Genomic DNA, 19,143 nt, shown 5'->3' with positions numbered 1-19,143 from the left:
CGGTATAATCCCACCGCCGCCTGCGTGCGAACGCTTTAGTCCTCATCTCCGATAGCACGCGGTGTGCTTTCGCTGTCCGTGCTTGACCGCCTCACTGCACGCCTTCGCGATCCGTTCGACGCGTACGAGATACGGTGGACTGTGGACGGGCCACGCGCCGTCCTCGAACCGCGTCTCGACGACGCCTTCGAGCGAGTTCCGGGTGACGAATCGGCCGCGTGGCGAGACGACCATCCATTCATCTACACCGACCACCTCTCGTTCACGGACGACGGCGAGATCCGTGTCGTCCGCCGCTGGCCCGCGTCCGTCCGCCTCGCCCTCCTCAGCATCCTCCTCCTCGCTCCGCTCATCACCGCCTCCATCTGGTCCGTCCCCCTCTATCTCGGCGTCGCGGCCCTCGTGCAGGGGAGTCCGAACACCGACCCGCCCATCTTCAAACAGCGAGGGAACCCCGGCCTTTAGGCCGGGTGGGGAATCGCGTCACTTGACTACGCTGTCCGCCGTTCAATCGGCATTCCCGGAATCCAACTCCCGTTGCGCGTGGAGTAGCATCCCCCGCCACGTCAGGCCGTGACGCTTCTTTGTCTCTTTCAGTGATTCGTACTGTTCCTCGTCTACTTCGATGTTGATGTTCTTCACGTCTCATGATTTGTGACCGGCGATGTTAAGTATGACTAACACTATTGTATCATTGTGTCCGAGACGGTGACAAAGACGCTACAGGCCACGCTCGCCACGCCCACCACGGGCAAAGAGCAACGCCTCCAGCGCCTCTTGGACACCTACCGCGACGCACTCCACGACGCCTTCGACAACAGGGCGGACACAATGTCTGCCGTCAACGACGTTGTGACGCCCTACGACCTGCCGTATCAAGCCAAAGACGCGCTCAAGTCCTACGTCCCGAAACTCCGTTCGACGTACAACGCCGAGGAGTTGGACGACGAGCATCCGATTCGACTCGTCAATCGAGCCGCAAAGTTCGACTACTCCGAGGAGCGCGAACACGGTTTCGTGTGGCAGGCCCCGCAACCCGGTCGCGGGACGAACTTTTGGATTCCGCTTCGGATTAACCCCGAGCAGGAATCCCTGTGGTTCGACCTGCTCTCCGAAGACGCGACGGCAGGCGAGTTGCGGCTACAGAGACACCGCACGTCGTGGGAGTTACACGTCACCGTTGAATACTCGGTCGAAGAACCGACCGACTCGGACGACGAGACGCACATCGGCTTCGACGTAGGCGAGAGCGCGTTGATTACGGGCTGTGCCCTCAAACGCGATGTCCCACGGAAACCAATGCTCGTCAGCGGCAGTCGAGCGCGACACCTCCGCAAAGAGATGCATACAACGCTCAAGCGACTCCAAGAGCGTGATGCCGCCGAGTGGCGGATTAATGAACGATTCGACCACTACCAGAATGCCCTAACTGATATTGTCGAGAAAGCGTCTCGGCAGGCCGTCGAATACGCCCAACAGTTCGAGAATCCGGTTATCGTTCTCGAAGACCTGTCGTACATCCGCGAGCGGCTGGACTACGGCAAGTTCATGAATCGGCGGCTTCATGCGTGGGCGTTTGCTCGGCTACAGGGCCGAATCGAAGACAAAGCGACCGAGGTAGGTATTCGAGTTGAGTACGTCCACGCGGCGTACACAAGCCAGACGTGCCACGCGTGCGGTCGCCTCGGTCGCCGTAGTGAGCAAGCGGAGTTTGTGTGTCCGCACGACGACTGCCACGTATCGGAGTTCCAAGCAGATATTAACGCGGCGGCGAACATCGTCCGTCGCGCTAACCCGTGGGGAGAGAGCGTCCGTTGGGAACCCGGACGCAATGACTCGCCTCGGGATGGGAGCGCCTGTGACAGCGCCACAGTCCACCGTGAGACAAGCGAGAAATCCTCGCAGATGACGCTCTCGGCGTACTCGGACTGAAACCTGCCTGACGGATTCCTACCGTGTGGGAAGCCCCGCCGTTCACGGCGGGGAGGATGTCACCCAGGGCTGCGTCGAGACGACGCGCGAAACGGCGAACGGTCTCCTCGGCGTCACGATGATCGTCTCAGTCGTCGGGGTGTTCCGCCAACTCACCACCACGGTCGATTCGTGGCTCGTCACGCCGCTCTGTATCGCCGTCTTCCTCCTCGTCCTCGTGAACGTCTATCTCGAGGATGCACTCCCCTTCGTCACACCCGACCTCAGCAAGCGCGCCCTCCTCATCCCGTATAACTTCCTCACGCTCACCGCGCCCATCCTGATGATTTTCTTCCCGATTCTCGTGCTATCAGCGTGGGTTTCTCGGACGGGCGACCAACTCGCCACGTACGCCTCGAACAACCTCAATCGCGCGTCACGCTCGGTGCTCTCCGACATGCTCGGCACCCGCCTCCCCGAGACCGGGCAGATCGACCCGGCGATGGTTCGCCAACTCGTCTTGGAACTGTTCGCTCCATACGCAAGACTCGCCGTGCTCGGCGCCGGCGTCGTCTTCCTCCTCTGGCTGCATAACTCTCACACGACCCTCCGCTCCCTCCACCGCCAACGCCTCGGTCGCTTTACCTCCGACGTGCGGCGCGCGTTCGTCTTCCTCCTCTACGCCACGTTCACCGTCCTCCTCTACACCGCCACCGCCGTCGCCGTCGCCATCCTCGCCTTCGGGGTTACCGGTGTCTATCCGCTCCCGGACGCTACACTCCGGCCGCTTCTCACGTTCTTCCCCGCGGATACGCAGCCGACACCGACCGGCTTCCTCGTTGATCTCTATCGCACCCTCGACTACACCTTCGGCTACACCGGTCTCCCCGCTCGCGCTGTCGCCGTCACCTATCTCTGCGTCCTCCTCTGGCCGTTCGTCTTCGTCGCGCTCGGCACCGTCACCGAACTGCTCGCCCGCCCCGTCCGCATCGTGACCGTCCTCTATCGCTCACACCCACTCACCGAGGCTGACGGACAGGACCTCCTCCCCGATTCCGTCGAGGTGCGCCGCATCGACCGCGACGGCTACCCCGACCTCCGCCCGCTCTCCCTCCCGTTCGGCCTCGCACACTACGTCATCGTCAGCGACGCCGTCGTCGAGGACTTCCCGCGCGAGGAACTGCATGCACTCCTCGAGCACGAGCACTACCACATCCGCGAACGCAGTCTCGGCCCCGGAGCGACCATCATCTCCTCTCTACTCGGCGGTACCACCCTCCTCCCGGCCTTCTACGACTATCGTGAGAGCGAACGCGACGCCGACGCCGCCGCCGCGGACGCAGTCGGCGCACGCACCGTTCGAGTCGCCATCCAGCGCATCTACGACCAACGCGTCCGTGCCATCCAGCATCCGATCTCCCTCACACACCCCAGCATCGCCAGTCCGGACACCCTGACCACGCACACCGTTCATGCCGCGGACACACTCCGCGACGCCCTCGCGCGTCTCGGTGAAACCATCCACGCGTACGGAACCGCACCCTACCAGCTCTACTTCGGGAACGTGCTCGTCGACACAGCCCACCTCCGAAAGACCGAGCGCCTCGACGCACTCCGCGAGTTGGAGGACTAGTTACTCCTCGCGGTCGAGTCGGCGTACCGCCCGAATTCGCTCCTCGCTTGAGGGATGGACTCCGCCGGCGAAATAGCCGAAGAGGAAGTCGAAGACCCGACGCACACCCGTGACCGTCCGCTCGACAGCACCCACCTGCATCGTCGGGAGGAACGTCACCGCGGACTCCTCGAGCATCTCCCACTCCTCGCGCGTGAACCGATTGAGTACCCCGACGAGGACGTCCGCCCCGTCAGCATCCGGGACGTCCTCGTCGACGCGGCGCACCGCACGTTCGTCCGCCGTCAACTCGCGCGCGTGGAAGTCGTAGATACTGTACACGACGTTCTTCCCCAGCAACGCGAACGTCGGCAGGCACGCGAGGACGAACTGGAGGTACGCCCCACGATGCTCGAAGTGGCTCTCCTCGTGGGCGATCACCGCCGCTCGCTCCGCGGGATCGAGCGCGGCCAGCGCCCCCTCCGAGAGCACGATTGCGCGGTCGAACGGGTCCCAGTACGCTCCCGCGTGGAACTCGTCGCGCGGCAAAACCCACACCGGATATGCGGGCTCGAACGGCACGGCATCCGCCGACAGTCCACTCCGGTCACAGCGGTGCCGCACCGCCCACACCATGCTGGCCAGCCGGACGAGCTGATAGCCCGCCCCGCAGACCAGATACGCGCTCGGAAGCGCGAGCGCGACACCCAGCATCCAGACGCTCGGTGGTGTCGCCGCCGTCGCGAGCCGCCACCCCACCACGACTGCCCCGAGCAACACCGCGAGGAGCGTCCCCGCCGACGTGATCAGCGCGTACGCCGACACCGCCGCGACGCGCGTCGACACCGCCCGCCCCTCGGCCGTGAACCGACGTCGCGCCGCGTCAGCCGACCCGAACAACCAGACCCACATGGCGACCCAGACACCCAGCATCGCCACCGCGCTCGCGACAACTGCCGCCGCATCACCGAGTGACGCGACGTGAAGCGGGCGAATCCTGACCGCAAGGTGCCACGGGAGCGAGAGCACGAGCACTCCCGAGAGCGCCGCCGCGACGACGACCCGTATCGGCACCCACCGTCGTGACCCCTGGCGGCCCAGCAGGACCGCGACGGCCGCGCCGACACCAACGACCATGCCGAGCGAGACAGTCGGGCGACGCACCACGACGACAGCGTTCAACACCGCGAACGACACCAGGCCAACGCTCGCCGCCGCCGCTACCGCCGTGTACCGACTCGCCACCGGGGGGAGCTCGCGCAACCACGCCGTACTCACGTCCGACACGCCGGCGAACAGCGACTCCACCCACTGTGTCCAGCCGTGAACCACCCACACTCCACAGCCCACACCCGCACACACCACACCCGGCCATCCACCGACACCCACTGCTCCCGCGACACACAGCCACACCACGGCCAGCGGTCCCGCCTGCGAATACCGCGTCCTCGACACCGACACCTGGCCGTTCGGCACCTGACTCGGCGCCACCGCCGTGTTCGTCCCGGCGGCCACACCGAGAACACCCACCGCCCACAGCCACAGTACACCCACCCCGCCGCCCAGCCACGACGCCACCACCCCCACCACTAACGCGGCGACACCCGCCAACACCACCAGATACCACGCACGCGACACCGACACCGTCTCCGTCACTCGCGTCTCCTCCACGCCCCGATCGACTGTCCACGTCGTCCGACGCACCAGCCACCCCCAGAGCGCCTCCGTTACGTGCTCGTTCGCGACGTCACCCTCCTCGTCATCGAGATTCCGGGAGAACACGACGTACGGCACCCGGAGCGTCCCCGAACGCTCGGCAACCACAAATGACTCCCGCATACCTCGCGCTGACACACTCAACACCCAAAGCCGTTCGCCGACCAACGCACTGCAGCCTCCACGGCGGTCCGAACGCCAGCAGTCACCGTCACCACAATCGCGACTCACAGACAGCCTTCGGGCATCACCCCAGCATCGGCCCCCGCTCATAGCAGACACAGATGAGAGCCCAGGAGGCTCGCTACTCATTCATTATGGGAGTGCCGTTTCCAGTGCCTTCGACAGAGAGTCCACGATTTCCAGTGCTTTCCCGCCCCACAGAGAGGCCAGTAGTTCAACACCCCCGATTGCCGCAGAAAGAATGATCATAGTAGATACGAGCTCGTCCGAATGGTTGCTTGAACAGCGCTAATTCGGCGTAAACCAAGACACTAGCACTGCCTGTCCGGGCACTTCTCGATTCGAGCACTGGAAACAGTGGTGTGTCTCTCCACGTGGTTACTTCCCCGATCGCGTCTACGTCACACCAAGAACGATTCCTTCCGTGTCCCTTCCCCACAGACGTCTATCGCCACGGGACGCACACGTTCTCAATCTACACGACGTCAATCCCGTTCGGGATACCCCAAATTGGATGCGAGTCGAGTAAGGAACACACCCACCCCACTACTTCCGCTGTTAACACACAAGGATGAGAGGGGAGCAGACGGGACGTATCGTGGAGGACTGAGACTAACAGCGGAACCAGCGGGGTGGATATGTCGAGTATCTACTAGCGCCGATCAGTACTGCTCCCAGAGCGTTTCAACCCGTTCTTCGATCTGATCGAGAACGAGACGGCCCACCACCCGATGGTCAGGAGGCCATTCAGCATCCTCCGCGTCGGGACGGCTCGCTGCCGGTGGTGGATGGAAGTGGTCTCTGGAATTGTGGGTGTTTGGATGTCGATCCCACCGGCATTTCCACGTCTGATTCGGGTGTTTTTCCTGGTAGTGGACGTTGAAATCGTCGTTGCGATACCACCGAATCTCGAGTTGAGCAGATACCTCACCCGGATCATACTCGCTCGACGGTTCGACGCGGAGATGCAGATTCCCTTCTTCGAGAATTTCGGCGAGGTCGAACATTCGACTGCCGACGAATCGGGAGCGCATCTGCTCTAATACCGACCGGTCGATCGGCGCGGGACTCGCACCGTCGTCTACGGGCACCATCGTCAGCTGTGTGACGGAACCGTAGAGCCCGCAACCTTCCGTCGAGCGCGCTCGTGAAGAGCACGCTCCTCGATGGCGGTGGCCCACTCACCGAGTTCGACGTAGACGTCATCGATTCGGTCCGCGTCGAATTCGAGGACGTCGACTTCGGCGGGTGACTCAGCGCTGTATTCACGTCGATACTCCTCAATGCGGTCAGTCAGCTCCGATACCTTCGATTGTAACTCGTCAACAGTATGCTCTCGTGCCAACTCGTTCACGCGTCGCCACTCGAAGTAGTCGTCGTTGCGTTCGTACCTGACTGGCCGCCCCTCGTGCGTGATGACGATCCCGAGATCGGCGTAGAAGGACAGGTGCGTCCGCGCTGACTCCGTCGAGCAGTCCGCTCGGTCAGCAATCTCGGCGGCTGTCATCGGCTCGCGGGCGTGTAGCACCGCGTCGTACACGCGCTGCTTCGTGTCCTCGTCCTCGAATGGCCTGTCAAATGGTGGCGGACCAGTTCCACCACTGTCGTCAGTCATATCTCGATTAACACGTCTAGACAATATATTTCTTCTCCCAGTCAAAATATGCTGTTCTAGCCTTCGATCCACGCCTCACGACACCGCAACCGACCCTCATCAACGGCCCCCCATCACGAGACATCGACGTCGCCAGAAAACCACCCACGGAGCAGTACAGCCACCTACCACTCGCCGTCAACGGCCGTCCGAGACGCCCCGAGTGCCTCCTCAGCAATCCGGTCCCAGTCGAAGCGCTGCGCACACGATACCGAATCTGTCGGTAGTTGCTCGCCCGCTACTGCTTCTTCGAGCACGCCTGCGGCGCCGTCAACAGTCGGACAGCCACTTCTGGAGCATCATCCCCGCCCCTACTGGGGGCGACAATCCCGACCAGTGACGACGCAACTGAACAGCAACCGGTACGCGGCTACTCGCCGTGGAGTCGGTCCGCAAGTTCCTCGAGGACCTCCCAGAGCACGCCGACCGGTGAGGTTGCTTCGAGCGTCGCTTCGGCGTAGTCGTACTCGATGTCGGACGACAGCCGCTCCTGATAGTGGAGGTGGCCCTCGACGTGTGGGTTCGGTTCGAGATGCACGCCGCAATCGAACCCTGATGACTCCTGATAGTGGATTTTGAAGTTCGACGTCAACGACGTTCGCCGGCGGTCTTCAAGACTGGTCCCGGGTGGGAAGCGCGGATCTGGTTGCCAGGTCACTCGGAGCGACGCCGACGCGGCGTCGCGGCCGAAGTGCGCTGGATCGATGTCGGCTGTGACCTCGGCATAGTGTCCGTCCGGACTCTCACGAGCGGCGACGATGGCGGGATGTCGCTCAAGCTGCTCCCGCACCGATCGCAGAATCCGATGGCGTTTCTCGACGTCGACCTGCGAAGTATCACGACCACCATCCGGTCGTCGCCTCCGACGAGTGAACGCCCCGTCGGATTCAGTCTCCGTGACGCATTCAACCCGCTCCCGCTCCCCGACAGTCATACGGAGGCGGAGGGGCGTGCCGTGTAGGTGTCGTAGTGGTCGATCGCGTCCCGAAGCAGAGAGAGCTGATACCGAGCCGACTCCCAGTTCGACGCAGCCTCCAGACGCACTTTCGCCTCCGTGAGGGCGATCTCGTCTGTCACTGATGCGCGGAGCTCACGTGGTGTCTCAACGTCGTACTCGTCCTGCCACGCCGCGATATCTGCCTGAATCTCGGCCGCCTGCTCGCTGAGTGCCGTCTCCGAGTTCTCCGCGACAAGCTCCTGAATCGCAGTTAGGCGCGTGTAGACTGGATCCGGATAGTACGTCTTCCCCTGTCCCGTCTCGTCGACTACGAGGACACCGAGGTCGACGAGCCGCTCAAGATGGTTACGCGCCGTCGGCTCCGAGACGTACGCTTCCCCGGCGATCCACCCTGCTGTCCGCGGCTCCTCGAGCGACGACGCGACTGACCGCACACGGTCGAATCCCGTCGTCGCCTCCTTCCACCGAGACACATACGCCGGTTCATCCTTCCCCTCCCGTGAGTCCGCCATACCTCACACTTCACCCTGTAGGAAGATAATCTTTCCTACAGAGAAAATAATCCACTCATCACGACGATACAACCACTGCTCGTCGACCCACTCCAGTCTCCCACTGTTGCCAAGAACCAGTCACGAGCAGTGTCGTCATTCACCACTCACCGTCGCGTCCCGCCCGAGACGCCTCGAGTGCGTCCACCATCACCCGCCCCAATCGAAGCGTTGCGCACGCCCAACCGGATCTGTCGGCAGCTGCTCACCAGTCATCGCCCGTTCGAGTACCTCTACAATGCCATCAACAGTCGGTTCCGCGAGGAAGCGCGCGTCGTCGACCACCGCAGATTGAGAGATGTACGGACCACACCCACCCCACTGGTTCCGCTGTTAGCAGACAAGAACCCGGAGGAGGAGTGGCTGAAACGCCTCGTGGAGGACCGAGACTAACAGCGGAAGCAGTGGGGTGGGTGTGTTGAGTCTCTCCCAAATGAGACCTTCGTAGACAATCCCGTCGCGCCGATTGATGGCGTAGTGGCCGTCGAGACCGACAGATATCTTCATTCGGCCGAACCCCTCGCTGAGGGTGGTAATCTCCCTCAGCCAATAAATATTCCAGATTATGATACTCTCAAATATCATATTCTGAAATATCATTCTGTGCTAACAGCGGAAGCGGTGGAGTGGGTGTATTGAGTCTTTAAACTACATCAGCAGATGGACCTCCACCTGCTCTGTTGAAACCCTCAGAACGCACGTCGACATCACGACTGTACACGACACCATGGCCGTCCCCACGGAGTGCTGAGCCATACTCCTCAGGAACGGTCACGTCGACGAGAATACGGAACACCGTCTAGTCCGCCTGTTCGATTGAGTGCGACTCCCCACCCTGCACCTGCTCAAGCAACTCGCGCGTCTGTCGCTCGCCATCACGGCGTCGCGTCTCTGCCTCACGCTCCTCGACGGACTCACGCTGCTCATAGTAGTACGCGAGCGCACCGAAGAACTCCACCAGCGAAATCCCGTACTCCCCAGCGACGACATGTGGGTCCTCATCCTCGCCGATGACGCGATGCTTCACGTCACGAACCGTGATTCGCGTCCCCTCAAGACGCGGCTCGCCCGACCGAACCGCATCATCACACACAATCGAACCCACACCAGACACTACACCAGTTCACCCCTTACTCCCTCGGACGAACCCACCCACTCACTACACGACCCTGCTCACTACACGCCGTCGCGTACCGCCCGAGACGCCCCACGTGCATCTTCGGCACCCTCCCCCAGTCGAAACATCGCGCATGCACCGCCCGATCAGTCGGCGGCCACTCACCAGCCATCGCCCGCTCGAGTACCGCTGCAACACCATCAACAGTCGACGTCGCTCGGAAGTCTGCGTCGTCGAGTACCGCATCCACAGCCGACGCCGACTACCCGGCGCCGATACACCCCACCGCCGTAAGCGCCAGTCCAGCAATACGAATTACGTGTGTGGGACTGACGTCTCGTCCTCCGCCGAACGATCACCCACTCAGAATAGCGGAGTCCGACCCGGAACAGTCCCAGACCGCCCGCAGCGCGTGAGAACACCAGAATTCTCGGGGGCCGTCAGTCCGTTTATTCGTGGCCAGCGTTCGGCGGCGTCCCCGACGCCTCCTCGCGTTGCTGGTAGAGATAGTACGAGTAGACGACCGTCGTCAGAGCCGTGAGAAGCACGGGGACGAGGAGGAAGTACACCGCGTACTCGCCGAAGAAAAGCCCAAGGAGCGCAATCACTGCAGTTACCTTGAGGAGTTTGCCACCGAGTTCGTGCGTGCGCGTCCAGACTTCCTCATCGCTCAGCGTCCACGGGGTCCGAATCCCGACAAACCAGTTCTGTTCCGCGTGCGTGAGAAGCACGCCGAGGTAGTAGAGTAGTACCGCAACCGCGGCCAGGACGAGCAGCGTGAAGTCGAACGCGTAGCCGAGGTTGAACGCAATAATCCCCGCATGGAGGACGAACATGAACGCGGTGAAGATCACGATGAACCACTCGTAGTATCGGCGGAACTCCTCGATATTCTCACCGAGCGGATCGAGTCGAGGAACGAAGACGAGGAGAGCCACTAAACCGGCGGTCAGTGCGGGGAAGAGCGCGAGCGCGAGCGGCTTCGACATCGTCGCGTCGGGTTCGCCGGCCGCGTTCCAATGCGTGACCAGCTGCTCGGGGAGGGCGGGCGCAGCGAGTATACTCGCAACTGCAGACAGGACGACGAACCCTGCTGCCAGCGAGAGTCGTTGGCGGGAGTTCATGTTCGCTCGAAGACGCGCGACGTAGAAGAAAGTACTCGCGGAGCGCCCTCACGCAATCACGATGCCGCCGCCCGAACCGACCACGAACACGGCCTCCTGCTCGTGGCCGTGAGCCCCCCGGCCGCCTGGTGCTTTCTCCTCAGGCCCTTCCCACCAGAGATCACTCGAGTCGCTACGTGCGAGTGTCCATGAGTATTCCCGCTCGACGGAAAGCCTATATCCACGAAGTGATACCGATCCTGTATGTCTCGCTATCCCCGTGCTGCCCGCGGTGCCGCTGTCAAATGTATCGGCTGTAACGCGCCGACGACACAGACCACCGAGGGCGACTACGTCTGTGTCTCCTGTGGGGAGACACTCATCCCCGCTGCGTCGTCTCGCTCTCTGGCGTCGCTCGACTAACTGCTTACGCGAGAACTAATTGTCCGAAGTAACGGAACGCCGAGGCGCTACTCGACGGTGACGCTCTTCGCGAGGTTCCGCGGCTTGTCGATCGACCGGCCCTTCTCGTTCGCGACGTGGTAGGCGAACAACTGGAGTGCGACGTTCGCGACGACCGGCTCCATCGGGCCGATGTCGGCGACGTCGAACTGCTCGTCGACGAGGCTCGTCGTCTCGATGTCCGACGACACGCCGATGACGGGCGCGCCGCGCGACTTCACTTCCTTGACGCTGTTCACGGTCTCACTCGACGCCGCGTGGTCGGTGAGAAGCGCGATGACCGGCGTGTCCTCATCGACGAGCGCGAGCGGGCCGTGCTTCAGTTCGCCCGCTGCGAACCCCTCCGCGTGGTCGTAGCTGATCTCCTTGAGCTTGAGCGCGCTCTCCAGTGCGACCGAATACCCGCTCGCACGGCCGATGTAGAAGAACGACCGACTGTCCGCGTACTCGTTCGCGACGGCCTCGATGTGGTCGTTATTGTCGAGGACCTGCTGGACGGCGCCCGGGAGGGCGTTCAGACTCTCCAGAATCTCGGAGGCCTGCGAGACCGACATCGCACCGCGGACGCGCGCGAGGTAGACGGTGAAGAGCGTCGCCGTCGCGACCTGCGAGACGAACGTCTTCGTCGCCGCGACACCGATTTCGGGACCGGCACGAATGTAGAGCGTCGCGTCCGCGTCCCGCGTCACCGTACTCCCGACCGTGTTCGTCAGCGCGAGCGTCCGTGCCCCCGACCGATTCGCCTCCCGGAGCGCGGAGAGCGTGTCCGCCGTCTCGCCGGACTGCGTAATCGCGACGACGAGCGTCCGCCACGGATCACGCCCCCCACGGAAGTCGTACTCGCTCGCCAACTCCACACTCACGCGGATGTCCGCGTACTGCTCGAGGAGGTCCCGGACATAGAGACCAGCGTGATAGGACGTCCCGCACGCCACAATCTGGATCTCCTCCAGCGACTGCAGGTAGGGCTCGGGCAGGTCGATGTCGAGCGTCACATCACCAGACAGGTCATCGATACGCCCGGAGAGCGTCTGGCGGAGCGCCTGCGGTTGCTCGTGAATCTCCTTGAGCATGTAGTGCTCGTAGCCACCCTTCTCGGCCGCCGTCGCGTCCCACTCCACCGTCTCAACCGGGCGCTCGACCACGCTGCCGTCGTTGTGGATGGTCACCGAATCGTTCGTGATGAGCGCGATGTCGCCGTTCTCGAGGAAGGAGACCTCACGCGTGTGTTCGGCGAACGCCGTCACGTCACTCGCGACGAAATGTTCGTTCTCACCATAGCCGATGACGAGCGGGCTGTCCTCGCGTGCGACGACGATACCGTCGTGGCCCGCCGCCGTGACCGCGAGCGCGAAACTCCCCTCCAGACGCTGGACGACACGATGGACGGCCGCACGTAGCGAGACGTCGTCGTCGAGTTCGTCCTCGAGCAGATGCGGAACGACCTCGGTGTCCGTCTCGCTCTCGAAGAAATGCGCCGCCTGCAACTCCTCCTTCAGCTCCTCGTAGTTCTCGATGATGCCGTTGTGAACGACCGCGATCTCGTCTCGGCAGTCCGTGTGCGGGTGGGCGTTTTCCTGCGTCGGCTCGCCGTGCGTCGACCAGCGCGTATGCCCGATACCGACAGTATGGCCGGACGTTTCCGGGAACTCCAGCTCACTCACCTCGCCCTCACGCTTGTGCACCTGAATCGTCTCGCCCCCAAGCGCGACGCCCGCGGAATCATACCCACGATACTCGAGGTTCTTCAGTCCCTCATGGACGATTTCGCCACTGTCCTCCCCGCCGACGTAGCCGGTTATCCCACACATATCCTGGTTATCCTCGTGTGACGTGAGTCCCGCTCTCGATACGGCCCGAGACGACTGACCCACTGTCGACCGTCGTCTCGTTCCCGATCACGGCGCCCGGTCGAACGACGACGTTCCCGCCGAACTCGGCGTTGTCGCCGACGATCCCGCCAAACCTCACATCGCGATAAACCTCGTCGTCGATAACGACGTCCGCATCGCCACCTTCGACTGTCGAATTGGGACCAATGACCGTGTTTGCGCCGACAATACAGTCCTTCAACACTGCTCCACCCTTTATCGTCACGTCAGATAAGATTATTGTATTTTCCAATATGACGTGGGGCCCGACACTAACGTGATCGCCAAGCGTCGACCCACGCAGTATCGTCGCCTGCGGATGGACGATTGTTCCCTCGCCAAGGACTGAGACGTCGGAGACCACTGCGGTGTCGTCGACCGACGCCGCGCTTGAGGCGTACTCGCCGTACTCGATGACGGCGTCGTTCACCTCGATCAAGTCCCACGGATGCGAGACGTCAAGCCAGAGGCCACGATGCGGCACGGCCTCGACCGTATGGTCGTCGAGTAACGAGGCGAGCGTCGTCGTCAACCCCTGCTCGCCGTGGCGCTCGGTCTCTCGAAGTGCCGCGAAGATTCCCGGACCGAACGCATAGACGCCCGCGTTGATCATGTTCGACTTCGCCAACGGGGGCAGTGGCTGCTCCTGAATCCCGACAACCTCACGGCCACTCACCTCGACGACGCCGTAGTTACTCGGCTCCTCGGCCTCCGTAATCGCCATCGCCATGTGTCCAGTCTCTCGACGTCGCTCCCAGACGCGCTCGACGAGCTCGGCGTCGATAATCCGGTCACCGTTGAGCGCGATGAACTCCCCTCCGACGTTCGACGCCGCCTGCAACAGGGCATGCCCTGTCCCAAGCTGCTGCTCCTGCACGACGTACTCGATATCGACGTCCCACTGCGCACCGTCGCCGAAGTGGTTCTGAATCCGCTCACGTCGATACCCGACTACGAGGACGATCTCGTCAACACCTGCCTCGACGAGCGCCTCGACCACGTGTTCGAGGAGCGGCTTGTTCGCGACCGGGAGCATCACCTTCGGCCGCGTTTCTGTAAGTGGACGGAGACGGCGCCCTTCACCGGCGGCGAGCACGACGGCCTTCATACCCCCTATCGATTTTCAGGCCATACAACCCTTGTCACTCGATATTTCTCGTTACGGATACGGAGCCCGATTTGGCCGACAGACATAAGGGACAATCTTTTATCCTCCGCCGTCAATACTTCTTCTGAGACCCGATATCTTGGCCGCCCTACCATTTCCAAATGGAAATGGATGAAATTAACCGAATGATGACTAATCAAATCCGCGACCACAGAGGGGGGTAGTACCGTGGTACAAGACACACGAAACCCACTCGGAGAGTCGCAGACAGACCGGCCGGCGGTCTGTATAGCGACCGACAGTTTGAGTGGGGAGCTTCTCGAGACCGTCATTCGCGCACAACGGGACGGCTATCCCGTCCTCGTTGCTGCCGCTGATGAGTCATCGGAAACCGTCGAAACTGCAGAAGAACTCGGAGCGACGGTCGTTCCGGTTGCGGAGGACGAACAGGACGCCGATGACCGACTCGACGCGCTCGCTCGCGCGGCTCGCGACCGAGGATATCCCGGCGCCATCCTTCACGACGCCGAGAAACCGATCGACCTCCAGGGCACGCACACTCGCCTCCGTGAGTCGAACGAGTACGCCATCCGATCCCGTGAGGAAGTCGACTACGACATCATCGTCGGCATCCCCGCCTACAACGAAGAAATCGGCATCGGAAGCACCATCCACGCAGCACACGAGTACGCTGACAAGGTCATCGTCGTCGACGACGGCAGTACCGACAACACCGTCCCCATTGCGACAGATGCAGGCGCCGAGGTCATCGAACACGAGGAGAACAAAGGGAAGGGCGGCGCCGTCCAGACGCTCTTCGAGCGCGTTCAGGACGTGTCGTTCGACGCCTTCGTCCTCATCGACGGCGACGGCCAGCACCTCCCCCAGGAGATCACGCAAGTCGCCGACCCCGTCCGCGAGGGCGATGCCGACATGGTCATCGGCAGTCGCTACCTCGAGCAGGACGAAGAAGACGAAACCCCTGCATACCGCCGCTTCGGCCAGCAAGTCCTCGACACACTCACCCTCGGCTCGTCCAGCCAGGAACTCACCGACACACAGAGCGGCTTCCGGGCGTTCTCTCCGAGAGCCGTAGAGGAGTTAGAGCTGACCACCGACGGCATCGGCGTCGAGAGCGAGATGATCGACTCCGCCGCCCAGAACGACCTGGTTATGGAAGAAGTCCCCATCCACGTCCGCTACGAAGGGATTGACGGCCAGACCTACCACCCCCTTCATCACGGGCTCACCGTCGTGTCGTTCGTTCTCCAGCTCGTTCGGGATCGCCACCCGTTACTCTTCTTCGGTGTCCCCGGGGTATTGCTGATGGTCGCCGGCGCGCTCTACGGCGTTGACGGCATCCTCATCTATCGGGCGACCGGGCAGTTCTACCCCGCGAAGGCGCTCGTGAGTGGATTCGTCACGATTGTTGGGACACTGGGGATGTTCACTGGATTAGTGCTTAACCGGGTTGGAAATATGGTCTCAGACTAACTTGGTTACTGGTTTCCTACAATTTCGCAGATATTGACTATTGACCTAGCGCACTCATCCCAACTATATTCTGCTGCCTTCTTAACCCCCTTCTCGATCAACGACTCTCTCACACTCTGATCATTGACAGATTTTGATATTTGGTTTGATATCTTTACATGGTCATCCGGGGAGCTATAAAGTGCTGCTTCTCCAAGTATTTCTGGAAGTGCAGATGTATTTGACGCTACTACCGGTGTTTTACAAGCCATCGCTTCGAGCGGTGGAATCCCGAATCCTTCATAGTAGGATGGGAAAAGGAAAGTGTCAGCATTTTCATATGCTGTTTTGAGCTGCCCTTTAGACACATATCCGGGAACTACCAATTTCTCATCCTCAGAAATTGAATATCCTTCAAATACCTTCTTATTCCGTGGTCCGATGAGGACTAGTTTATACTCCGGAAAATCCTCCTGAAATTCCATAAATGATTTGATCACACCCTCAATATTTTTTCTCGGGTTTAGTGCACCCACGTACAGAATATATTTGTCTGGTAGATCAATTGGCTCTCCTGTTGTCTCCCTTTTGAAGTACTCATCCACTCCGTTGTGAACGACCTTCACCTTCTCAGGGCTAACATTAAGGAAATTAACTATCTCTCCCTTTGAAAACTCAGAGACAGTTATTATGCAATCTGCTTTCTCCGAGACTCTTGGAAGTATCGTGCGCTCATATTGGCTATACAGTTTGCTTGAATACCCATGATAGGAATTCATATCATGTATGCATACAATATTCTTCGTTGACGAATTTGTTATAAATCCGTTCGCGTTAGGGCAGAATAAAACATCAACCCCATGGTTCTTTGTCAACCTCGGGAGGAGTGTTTTTTCCCACAGAATACCATAAAATTGGCCAATGTCTGGATAGTATGTGGAGACAACGGTTGATTCTAGGTCAAGACTAGAGGGGCCAAAAGATATAATCTCATGATCAGACTCAGAAACCAACTGGTCATGGGCTTTCTTACCAAATTTTACTGCTCCCCCCGGTTCATCAACGGTAAATGTCCGAGCAGCGATGCCGATCTTCATGTGTTGAGAACCGATTGGTACTCCATAAGGTATTGCTCTATCGTCTCTTCCCAAGAAAATGTTTTATTTGGTGAGACAACAAATTCTTCTTGAGTAGCCTTTTCTAATGCCTGAGCAAGTGCAGTGGCACTTTGTGGCTCCACTATAATGTGCTCCCCATTCACCACCTCTGGGAGAGATCCGGCGTTTGTTGTTATTACTGGAGTGCCTACAGAGCAGGCTTCGGCAGCTGTGAATCCAAATCCTTCCGACAGAGACGGTACAACAACTGTATCTGCATAATCAATATACTGCGGTAAATTCTCTCTGGAGACCGGATCTTGAACTATAATATCTTCTGACACAGGTGATGACTTGATCTGTTGAAGTAGGGTTTCATAGCGCTGCTGAGGCTCATCTGACAGAATCATATATAGATATGCATTATCAGACTCTCCTTTCTCCTTCATCCGTTCAAATCCTTTTATTAGATAGTCTACTCCCTTGCTGAAACCAGGGCGGCCGTAATACAAGAATATATGTCCGTTTAGATGCCTTGGGTATGGATTCACATCAGATGATGTGAATAACTCTTCATTTATGCCGTTATATATGACAGAAACGTCCGTCCCCAACCCTCTCTCTTCGATCTCTTTCTTAGTACTGTTTGAAACCGCTGTGTAGCTATCAAATGGAAGCACAGAAATTACATTTTCCAATATGCTTGCACCAATTCGACTAAGAAGTGGCTTATTCGACTGATCATATGCATTAGTCAGAGATTCGTGATACGTCATCACCGCTGGCGTTCCGGTTATGGTACGTGCTACTGCTGAGGCGATCGGTGCAAACCACGTAGTGGTGTGTATTATGTCCGACTCCCGCGCGAGTGATATTGTTTTAGGGATTGCAGAAGCAGCGAAAGATACTCTATCTGCTCTTGTGGTGACTGGGACTCGATGGACGGTAACCCCATTTCGAACCTCATATTTGTCATATTCAGGTAATCTAGAGGTCACTACATGCACATTATGCCCTCTTTTATTCAATCTCTCTGCGACATTTTTGAATACGACTTCTACACCACCAATATATGGTGGGTAATACTCACAGACAATTAACACATCCATGGACAGTACTATTACTTCTATGAGATTAGGCTTATTGTTTTTCTGTTCACTTCCGCTATTGGATACTCCCGGTCATAACTTGGCTAATTACTTCTTCTGTTCTAGCAGCCACCTTCTTCCACGAATATTGCTCTGCTTTTGACACGCACGCATCTTGCTTAATCTCCGCTATTCGCGCTAATGATGATTTGATATCTGTGGATATTACTCCGCATGAGTTATCAACGATCTCGGATGCCCCACACTTTTTGCTAACAATTACAGGCGTCCCGCATGCAAGCGACTCTAGGATGACATTGCCAAAGGCTTCAAACTTCGCGGGATGTACTGTTGCAAACGCGTTCGTGTAATACTCTGCTAATTCCGGTTGTGAAATCTTTCCGAGCCCTTTCATATTCTTTTGATCTATGGTACTCTCGCCGGCCACATAGATCGGGTATTCGAGCTCTTGGGCAAGCGAAGCTACTTTTGACATCCCCTTACGTTCCTCTCCCCCAACGAATAACAAGTATCTCTCGTTAGTCTTGCTATTCTCGCGAGGATAGAATACTGAAAGGTCAACCCCATTATATATAACGCTCGATTCTGAGGAGAGGGTGTAGTTTTTCTCCCACATCCTTCGTGTTAATTCACTATTGAATATATAGTGGTCCGCATATGTTAGTGATCGTTGTTCAACCCAGCGTCGAGAGGGGTTAATCACAACATCAAAAAACTCTTCAATTTTATTGAAGTCATTCTGCATGAACTCTCGCTCTTCTTGGACACAATCATGATATTTTGCAATTGTGGGGATACCTATTGAGAATGGGACTGGGGTATGAGTTAATGCAACATCAAATGTTGATGTATCTATGTTTCTGAGTGCTTTCTTCGCCGCGATCGGAAATTGTAGGTGGTTCCCAGTTTGTGACGCGTACGTTGCCCACTGGATATCAATATCCGCGTTAACAGTCACGTCACCATCTGGATCAGCAGTTGTACATTTCCCGGCAACTACTGTGATCTCATGTCCTCGAGAGGCAAGCTTTTCATATAAATATTTGAGATGGTATGATATCCCACCTAAAACATGCGGTGGAAACTCACGGGTTATGACTAGGAGCTCCATGATTTACTCAACTTACCCTTTCCGAGTTCATATAGTCTGGTATATTAATGCTCCCCTATCTGGTCACTACTAAAGCCAGAAGACGAATCAGAGTTGTTATGGAGTAG

General features: G+C 58.9%; 18 protein-coding genes. 4 read left to right on the top strand and 14 right to left on the bottom strand.

Annotated features, from left to right (window positions below):
- The first annotated feature begins 63 nt into the window (after positions 1–63).
- Entirely contained in the window at positions 64–465 is a 402-nt protein-coding gene (locus ACQUS8_RS14875) for a hypothetical protein (protein ID WP_435102512.1), read from the top strand.
- 42 nt (positions 466–507) lie between these two features.
- Here the strand turns inward: ACQUS8_RS14875 and ACQUS8_RS14870 are convergent, their stop codons facing one another.
- A complete protein-coding gene (locus tag ACQUS8_RS14870) occupies positions 508–642 on the bottom strand; it encodes a hypothetical protein (protein ID WP_435102510.1) in 135 nt (44 codons plus the stop codon).
- Between the two features lie 54 nt (positions 643–696).
- Here ACQUS8_RS14870 and ACQUS8_RS14865 point away from each other — a divergent pair, with 54 nt between their 5' ends.
- Together ACQUS8_RS14865 and ACQUS8_RS14860 are read left to right on the top strand one after the other, a co-directional pair.
- Complete coding sequence (locus ACQUS8_RS14865) at positions 697–1,932, top strand: RNA-guided endonuclease TnpB family protein (RefSeq protein WP_435102508.1); 1,236 nt, start codon at positions 697–699, stop codon at positions 1,930–1,932.
- A 25-nt stretch (positions 1,933–1,957) separates the two neighbouring features.
- On the top strand, positions 1,958–3,544 hold the full coding sequence (locus tag ACQUS8_RS14860; RefSeq protein WP_435102506.1) for a hypothetical protein: 1,587 nt from the start codon (positions 1,958–1,960) through the stop codon (positions 3,542–3,544).
- On the opposite strand, the gene ACQUS8_RS14855 is transcribed toward ACQUS8_RS14860, so the two are convergent.
- The 10 genes from ACQUS8_RS14855 to ACQUS8_RS14810 form a co-directional block, all read right to left on the bottom strand.
- Positions 3,545–5,551: a M48 family metalloprotease gene (locus ACQUS8_RS14855; protein ID WP_435102504.1), complete on the bottom strand. Its 2,007-nt coding sequence runs from the start codon at positions 5,549–5,551 to the stop codon at positions 3,545–3,547.
- A 533-nt stretch (positions 5,552–6,084) separates the two neighbouring features.
- The gene (locus ACQUS8_RS14850; RefSeq protein ID WP_435102502.1) at positions 6,085–6,429 is read right to left on the bottom strand and encodes a hypothetical protein; all 345 of its coding nucleotides are present in this window, start codon (positions 6,427–6,429) and stop codon (positions 6,085–6,087) included.
- Between the two features lie 89 nt (positions 6,430–6,518).
- Entirely contained in the window at positions 6,519–7,037 is a 519-nt protein-coding gene (locus ACQUS8_RS14845; protein WP_435102500.1) for a DUF7342 family protein, read from the bottom strand.
- Between the two features lie 409 nt (positions 7,038–7,446).
- A complete protein-coding gene (locus tag ACQUS8_RS14840) occupies positions 7,447–8,010 on the bottom strand; it encodes a hypothetical protein (RefSeq protein ID WP_435102498.1) in 564 nt (187 codons plus the stop codon).
- On the bottom strand, positions 8,007–8,546 hold the full coding sequence (locus ACQUS8_RS14835; protein WP_435102496.1) for a DUF7342 family protein: 540 nt from the start codon (positions 8,544–8,546) through the stop codon (positions 8,007–8,009). The genes ACQUS8_RS14840 and ACQUS8_RS14835 overlap by 4 nt, the downstream gene beginning before the upstream one ends.
- A gap of 372 nt (positions 8,547–8,918) precedes the next feature.
- Positions 8,919–9,170, bottom strand: a complete 252-nt coding sequence (locus tag ACQUS8_RS14830; RefSeq protein ID WP_435102494.1) for a hypothetical protein — start codon at positions 9,168–9,170, stop codon at positions 8,919–8,921.
- Positions 9,171–9,384: 214 nt separating this feature from the next.
- A complete protein-coding gene (locus ACQUS8_RS14825) occupies positions 9,385–9,690 on the bottom strand; it encodes a DUF433 domain-containing protein (RefSeq protein WP_435102492.1) in 306 nt (101 codons plus the stop codon).
- A gap of 461 nt (positions 9,691–10,151) precedes the next feature.
- Complete coding sequence (locus tag ACQUS8_RS14820; RefSeq protein WP_435102490.1) at positions 10,152–10,826, bottom strand: SdpI family protein; 675 nt, start codon at positions 10,824–10,826, stop codon at positions 10,152–10,154.
- Between the two features lie 449 nt (positions 10,827–11,275).
- On the bottom strand, positions 11,276–13,078 hold the full coding sequence (gene glmS / locus ACQUS8_RS14815; RefSeq protein WP_435102488.1) for a glutamine--fructose-6-phosphate transaminase (isomerizing): 1,803 nt from the start codon (positions 13,076–13,078) through the stop codon (positions 11,276–11,278).
- A 7-nt stretch (positions 13,079–13,085) separates the two neighbouring features.
- Positions 13,086–14,246: a sugar phosphate nucleotidyltransferase gene (locus ACQUS8_RS14810; RefSeq protein WP_435102486.1), complete on the bottom strand. Its 1,161-nt coding sequence runs from the start codon at positions 14,244–14,246 to the stop codon at positions 13,086–13,088.
- Positions 14,247–14,549: 303 nt separating this feature from the next.
- Here ACQUS8_RS14810 and ACQUS8_RS14805 point away from each other — a divergent pair, with 303 nt between their 5' ends.
- Entirely contained in the window at positions 14,550–15,740 is a 1,191-nt protein-coding gene (locus tag ACQUS8_RS14805) for a glycosyltransferase family 2 protein (protein WP_435102484.1), read from the top strand.
- A 5-nt stretch (positions 15,741–15,745) separates the two neighbouring features.
- On the opposite strand, the gene ACQUS8_RS14800 is transcribed toward ACQUS8_RS14805, so the two are convergent.
- The 3 genes from ACQUS8_RS14800 to ACQUS8_RS14790 are packed head-to-tail and all read right to left on the bottom strand — an operon-like array spanning position 15,746 to position 19,036.
- Positions 15,746–16,816, bottom strand: coding sequence for a glycosyltransferase family 4 protein (locus ACQUS8_RS14800; RefSeq protein ID WP_435102481.1), 1,071 nt, complete (start codon positions 16,814–16,816; stop codon positions 15,746–15,748).
- Positions 16,813–17,925 carry a glycosyltransferase family 4 protein gene (locus ACQUS8_RS14795; protein ID WP_435102478.1) on the bottom strand — a complete coding sequence of 371 codons (1,113 nt, stop codon included), beginning with the start codon at positions 17,923–17,925 and terminating at the stop codon, positions 16,813–16,815. Before ACQUS8_RS14795 ends, ACQUS8_RS14800 begins: the two co-directional genes overlap by 4 nt.
- Before the next feature lie 55 nt (positions 17,926–17,980).
- Entirely contained in the window at positions 17,981–19,036 is a 1,056-nt protein-coding gene (locus ACQUS8_RS14790; RefSeq protein WP_435102476.1) for a glycosyltransferase family 4 protein, read from the bottom strand.
- Positions 19,037–19,143 lie beyond the last annotated feature (107 nt).

Source organism: Halarchaeum sp. P4, assembly GCF_051195175.1.
Taxonomy (GTDB): Archaea; Halobacteriota; Halobacteria; order Halobacteriales; family Halobacteriaceae; genus Halarchaeum.
Note: the sequence above shows the minus strand (reverse complement) of the source record. Positions and strands in the feature narration are given on the sequence as shown.

Bases quoted from the DNA above. Each gene is read 5' to 3' on its own strand.
- ACQUS8_RS14795 (WP_435102478.1), bottom strand. From the start codon at position 17,925: ATGGATGTGTTAATTGTCTGTGAGTATTACCCACCATATATTGGTGGT.
- ACQUS8_RS14855 (WP_435102504.1), bottom strand. From the start codon at position 5,551: ATGAGTAGCGAGCCTCCTGGGCTCTCATCTGTGTCTGCTATGAGCGGG.
- glmS (WP_435102488.1), bottom strand. From the start codon at position 13,078: ATGTGTGGGATAACCGGCTACGTCGGCGGGGAGGACAGTGGCGAAATC.
- ACQUS8_RS14845 (WP_435102500.1), bottom strand. From the start codon at position 7,037: ATGACTGACGACAGTGGTGGAACTGGTCCGCCACCATTTGACAGGCCA.
- ACQUS8_RS14820 (WP_435102490.1), bottom strand. From the start codon at position 10,826: ATGAACTCCCGCCAACGACTCTCGCTGGCAGCAGGGTTCGTCGTCCTG.
- ACQUS8_RS14850 (WP_435102502.1), bottom strand. From the start codon at position 6,429: ATGTTCGACCTCGCCGAAATTCTCGAAGAAGGGAATCTGCATCTCCGC.
- ACQUS8_RS14840 (WP_435102498.1), bottom strand. From the start codon at position 8,010: ATGACTGTCGGGGAGCGGGAGCGGGTTGAATGCGTCACGGAGACTGAA.
- ACQUS8_RS14810 (WP_435102486.1), bottom strand. From the start codon at position 14,246: ATGAAGGCCGTCGTGCTCGCCGCCGGTGAAGGGCGCCGTCTCCGTCCA.
- ACQUS8_RS14800 (WP_435102481.1), bottom strand. From the start codon at position 16,816: ATGAAGATCGGCATCGCTGCTCGGACATTTACCGTTGATGAACCGGGG.
- ACQUS8_RS14835 (WP_435102496.1), bottom strand. From the start codon at position 8,546: ATGGCGGACTCACGGGAGGGGAAGGATGAACCGGCGTATGTGTCTCGG.
- ACQUS8_RS14830 (WP_435102494.1), bottom strand. From the start codon at position 9,170: ATGATATTTGAGAGTATCATAATCTGGAATATTTATTGGCTGAGGGAG.
- ACQUS8_RS14790 (WP_435102476.1), bottom strand. From the start codon at position 19,036: ATGGAGCTCCTAGTCATAACCCGTGAGTTTCCACCGCATGTTTTAGGT.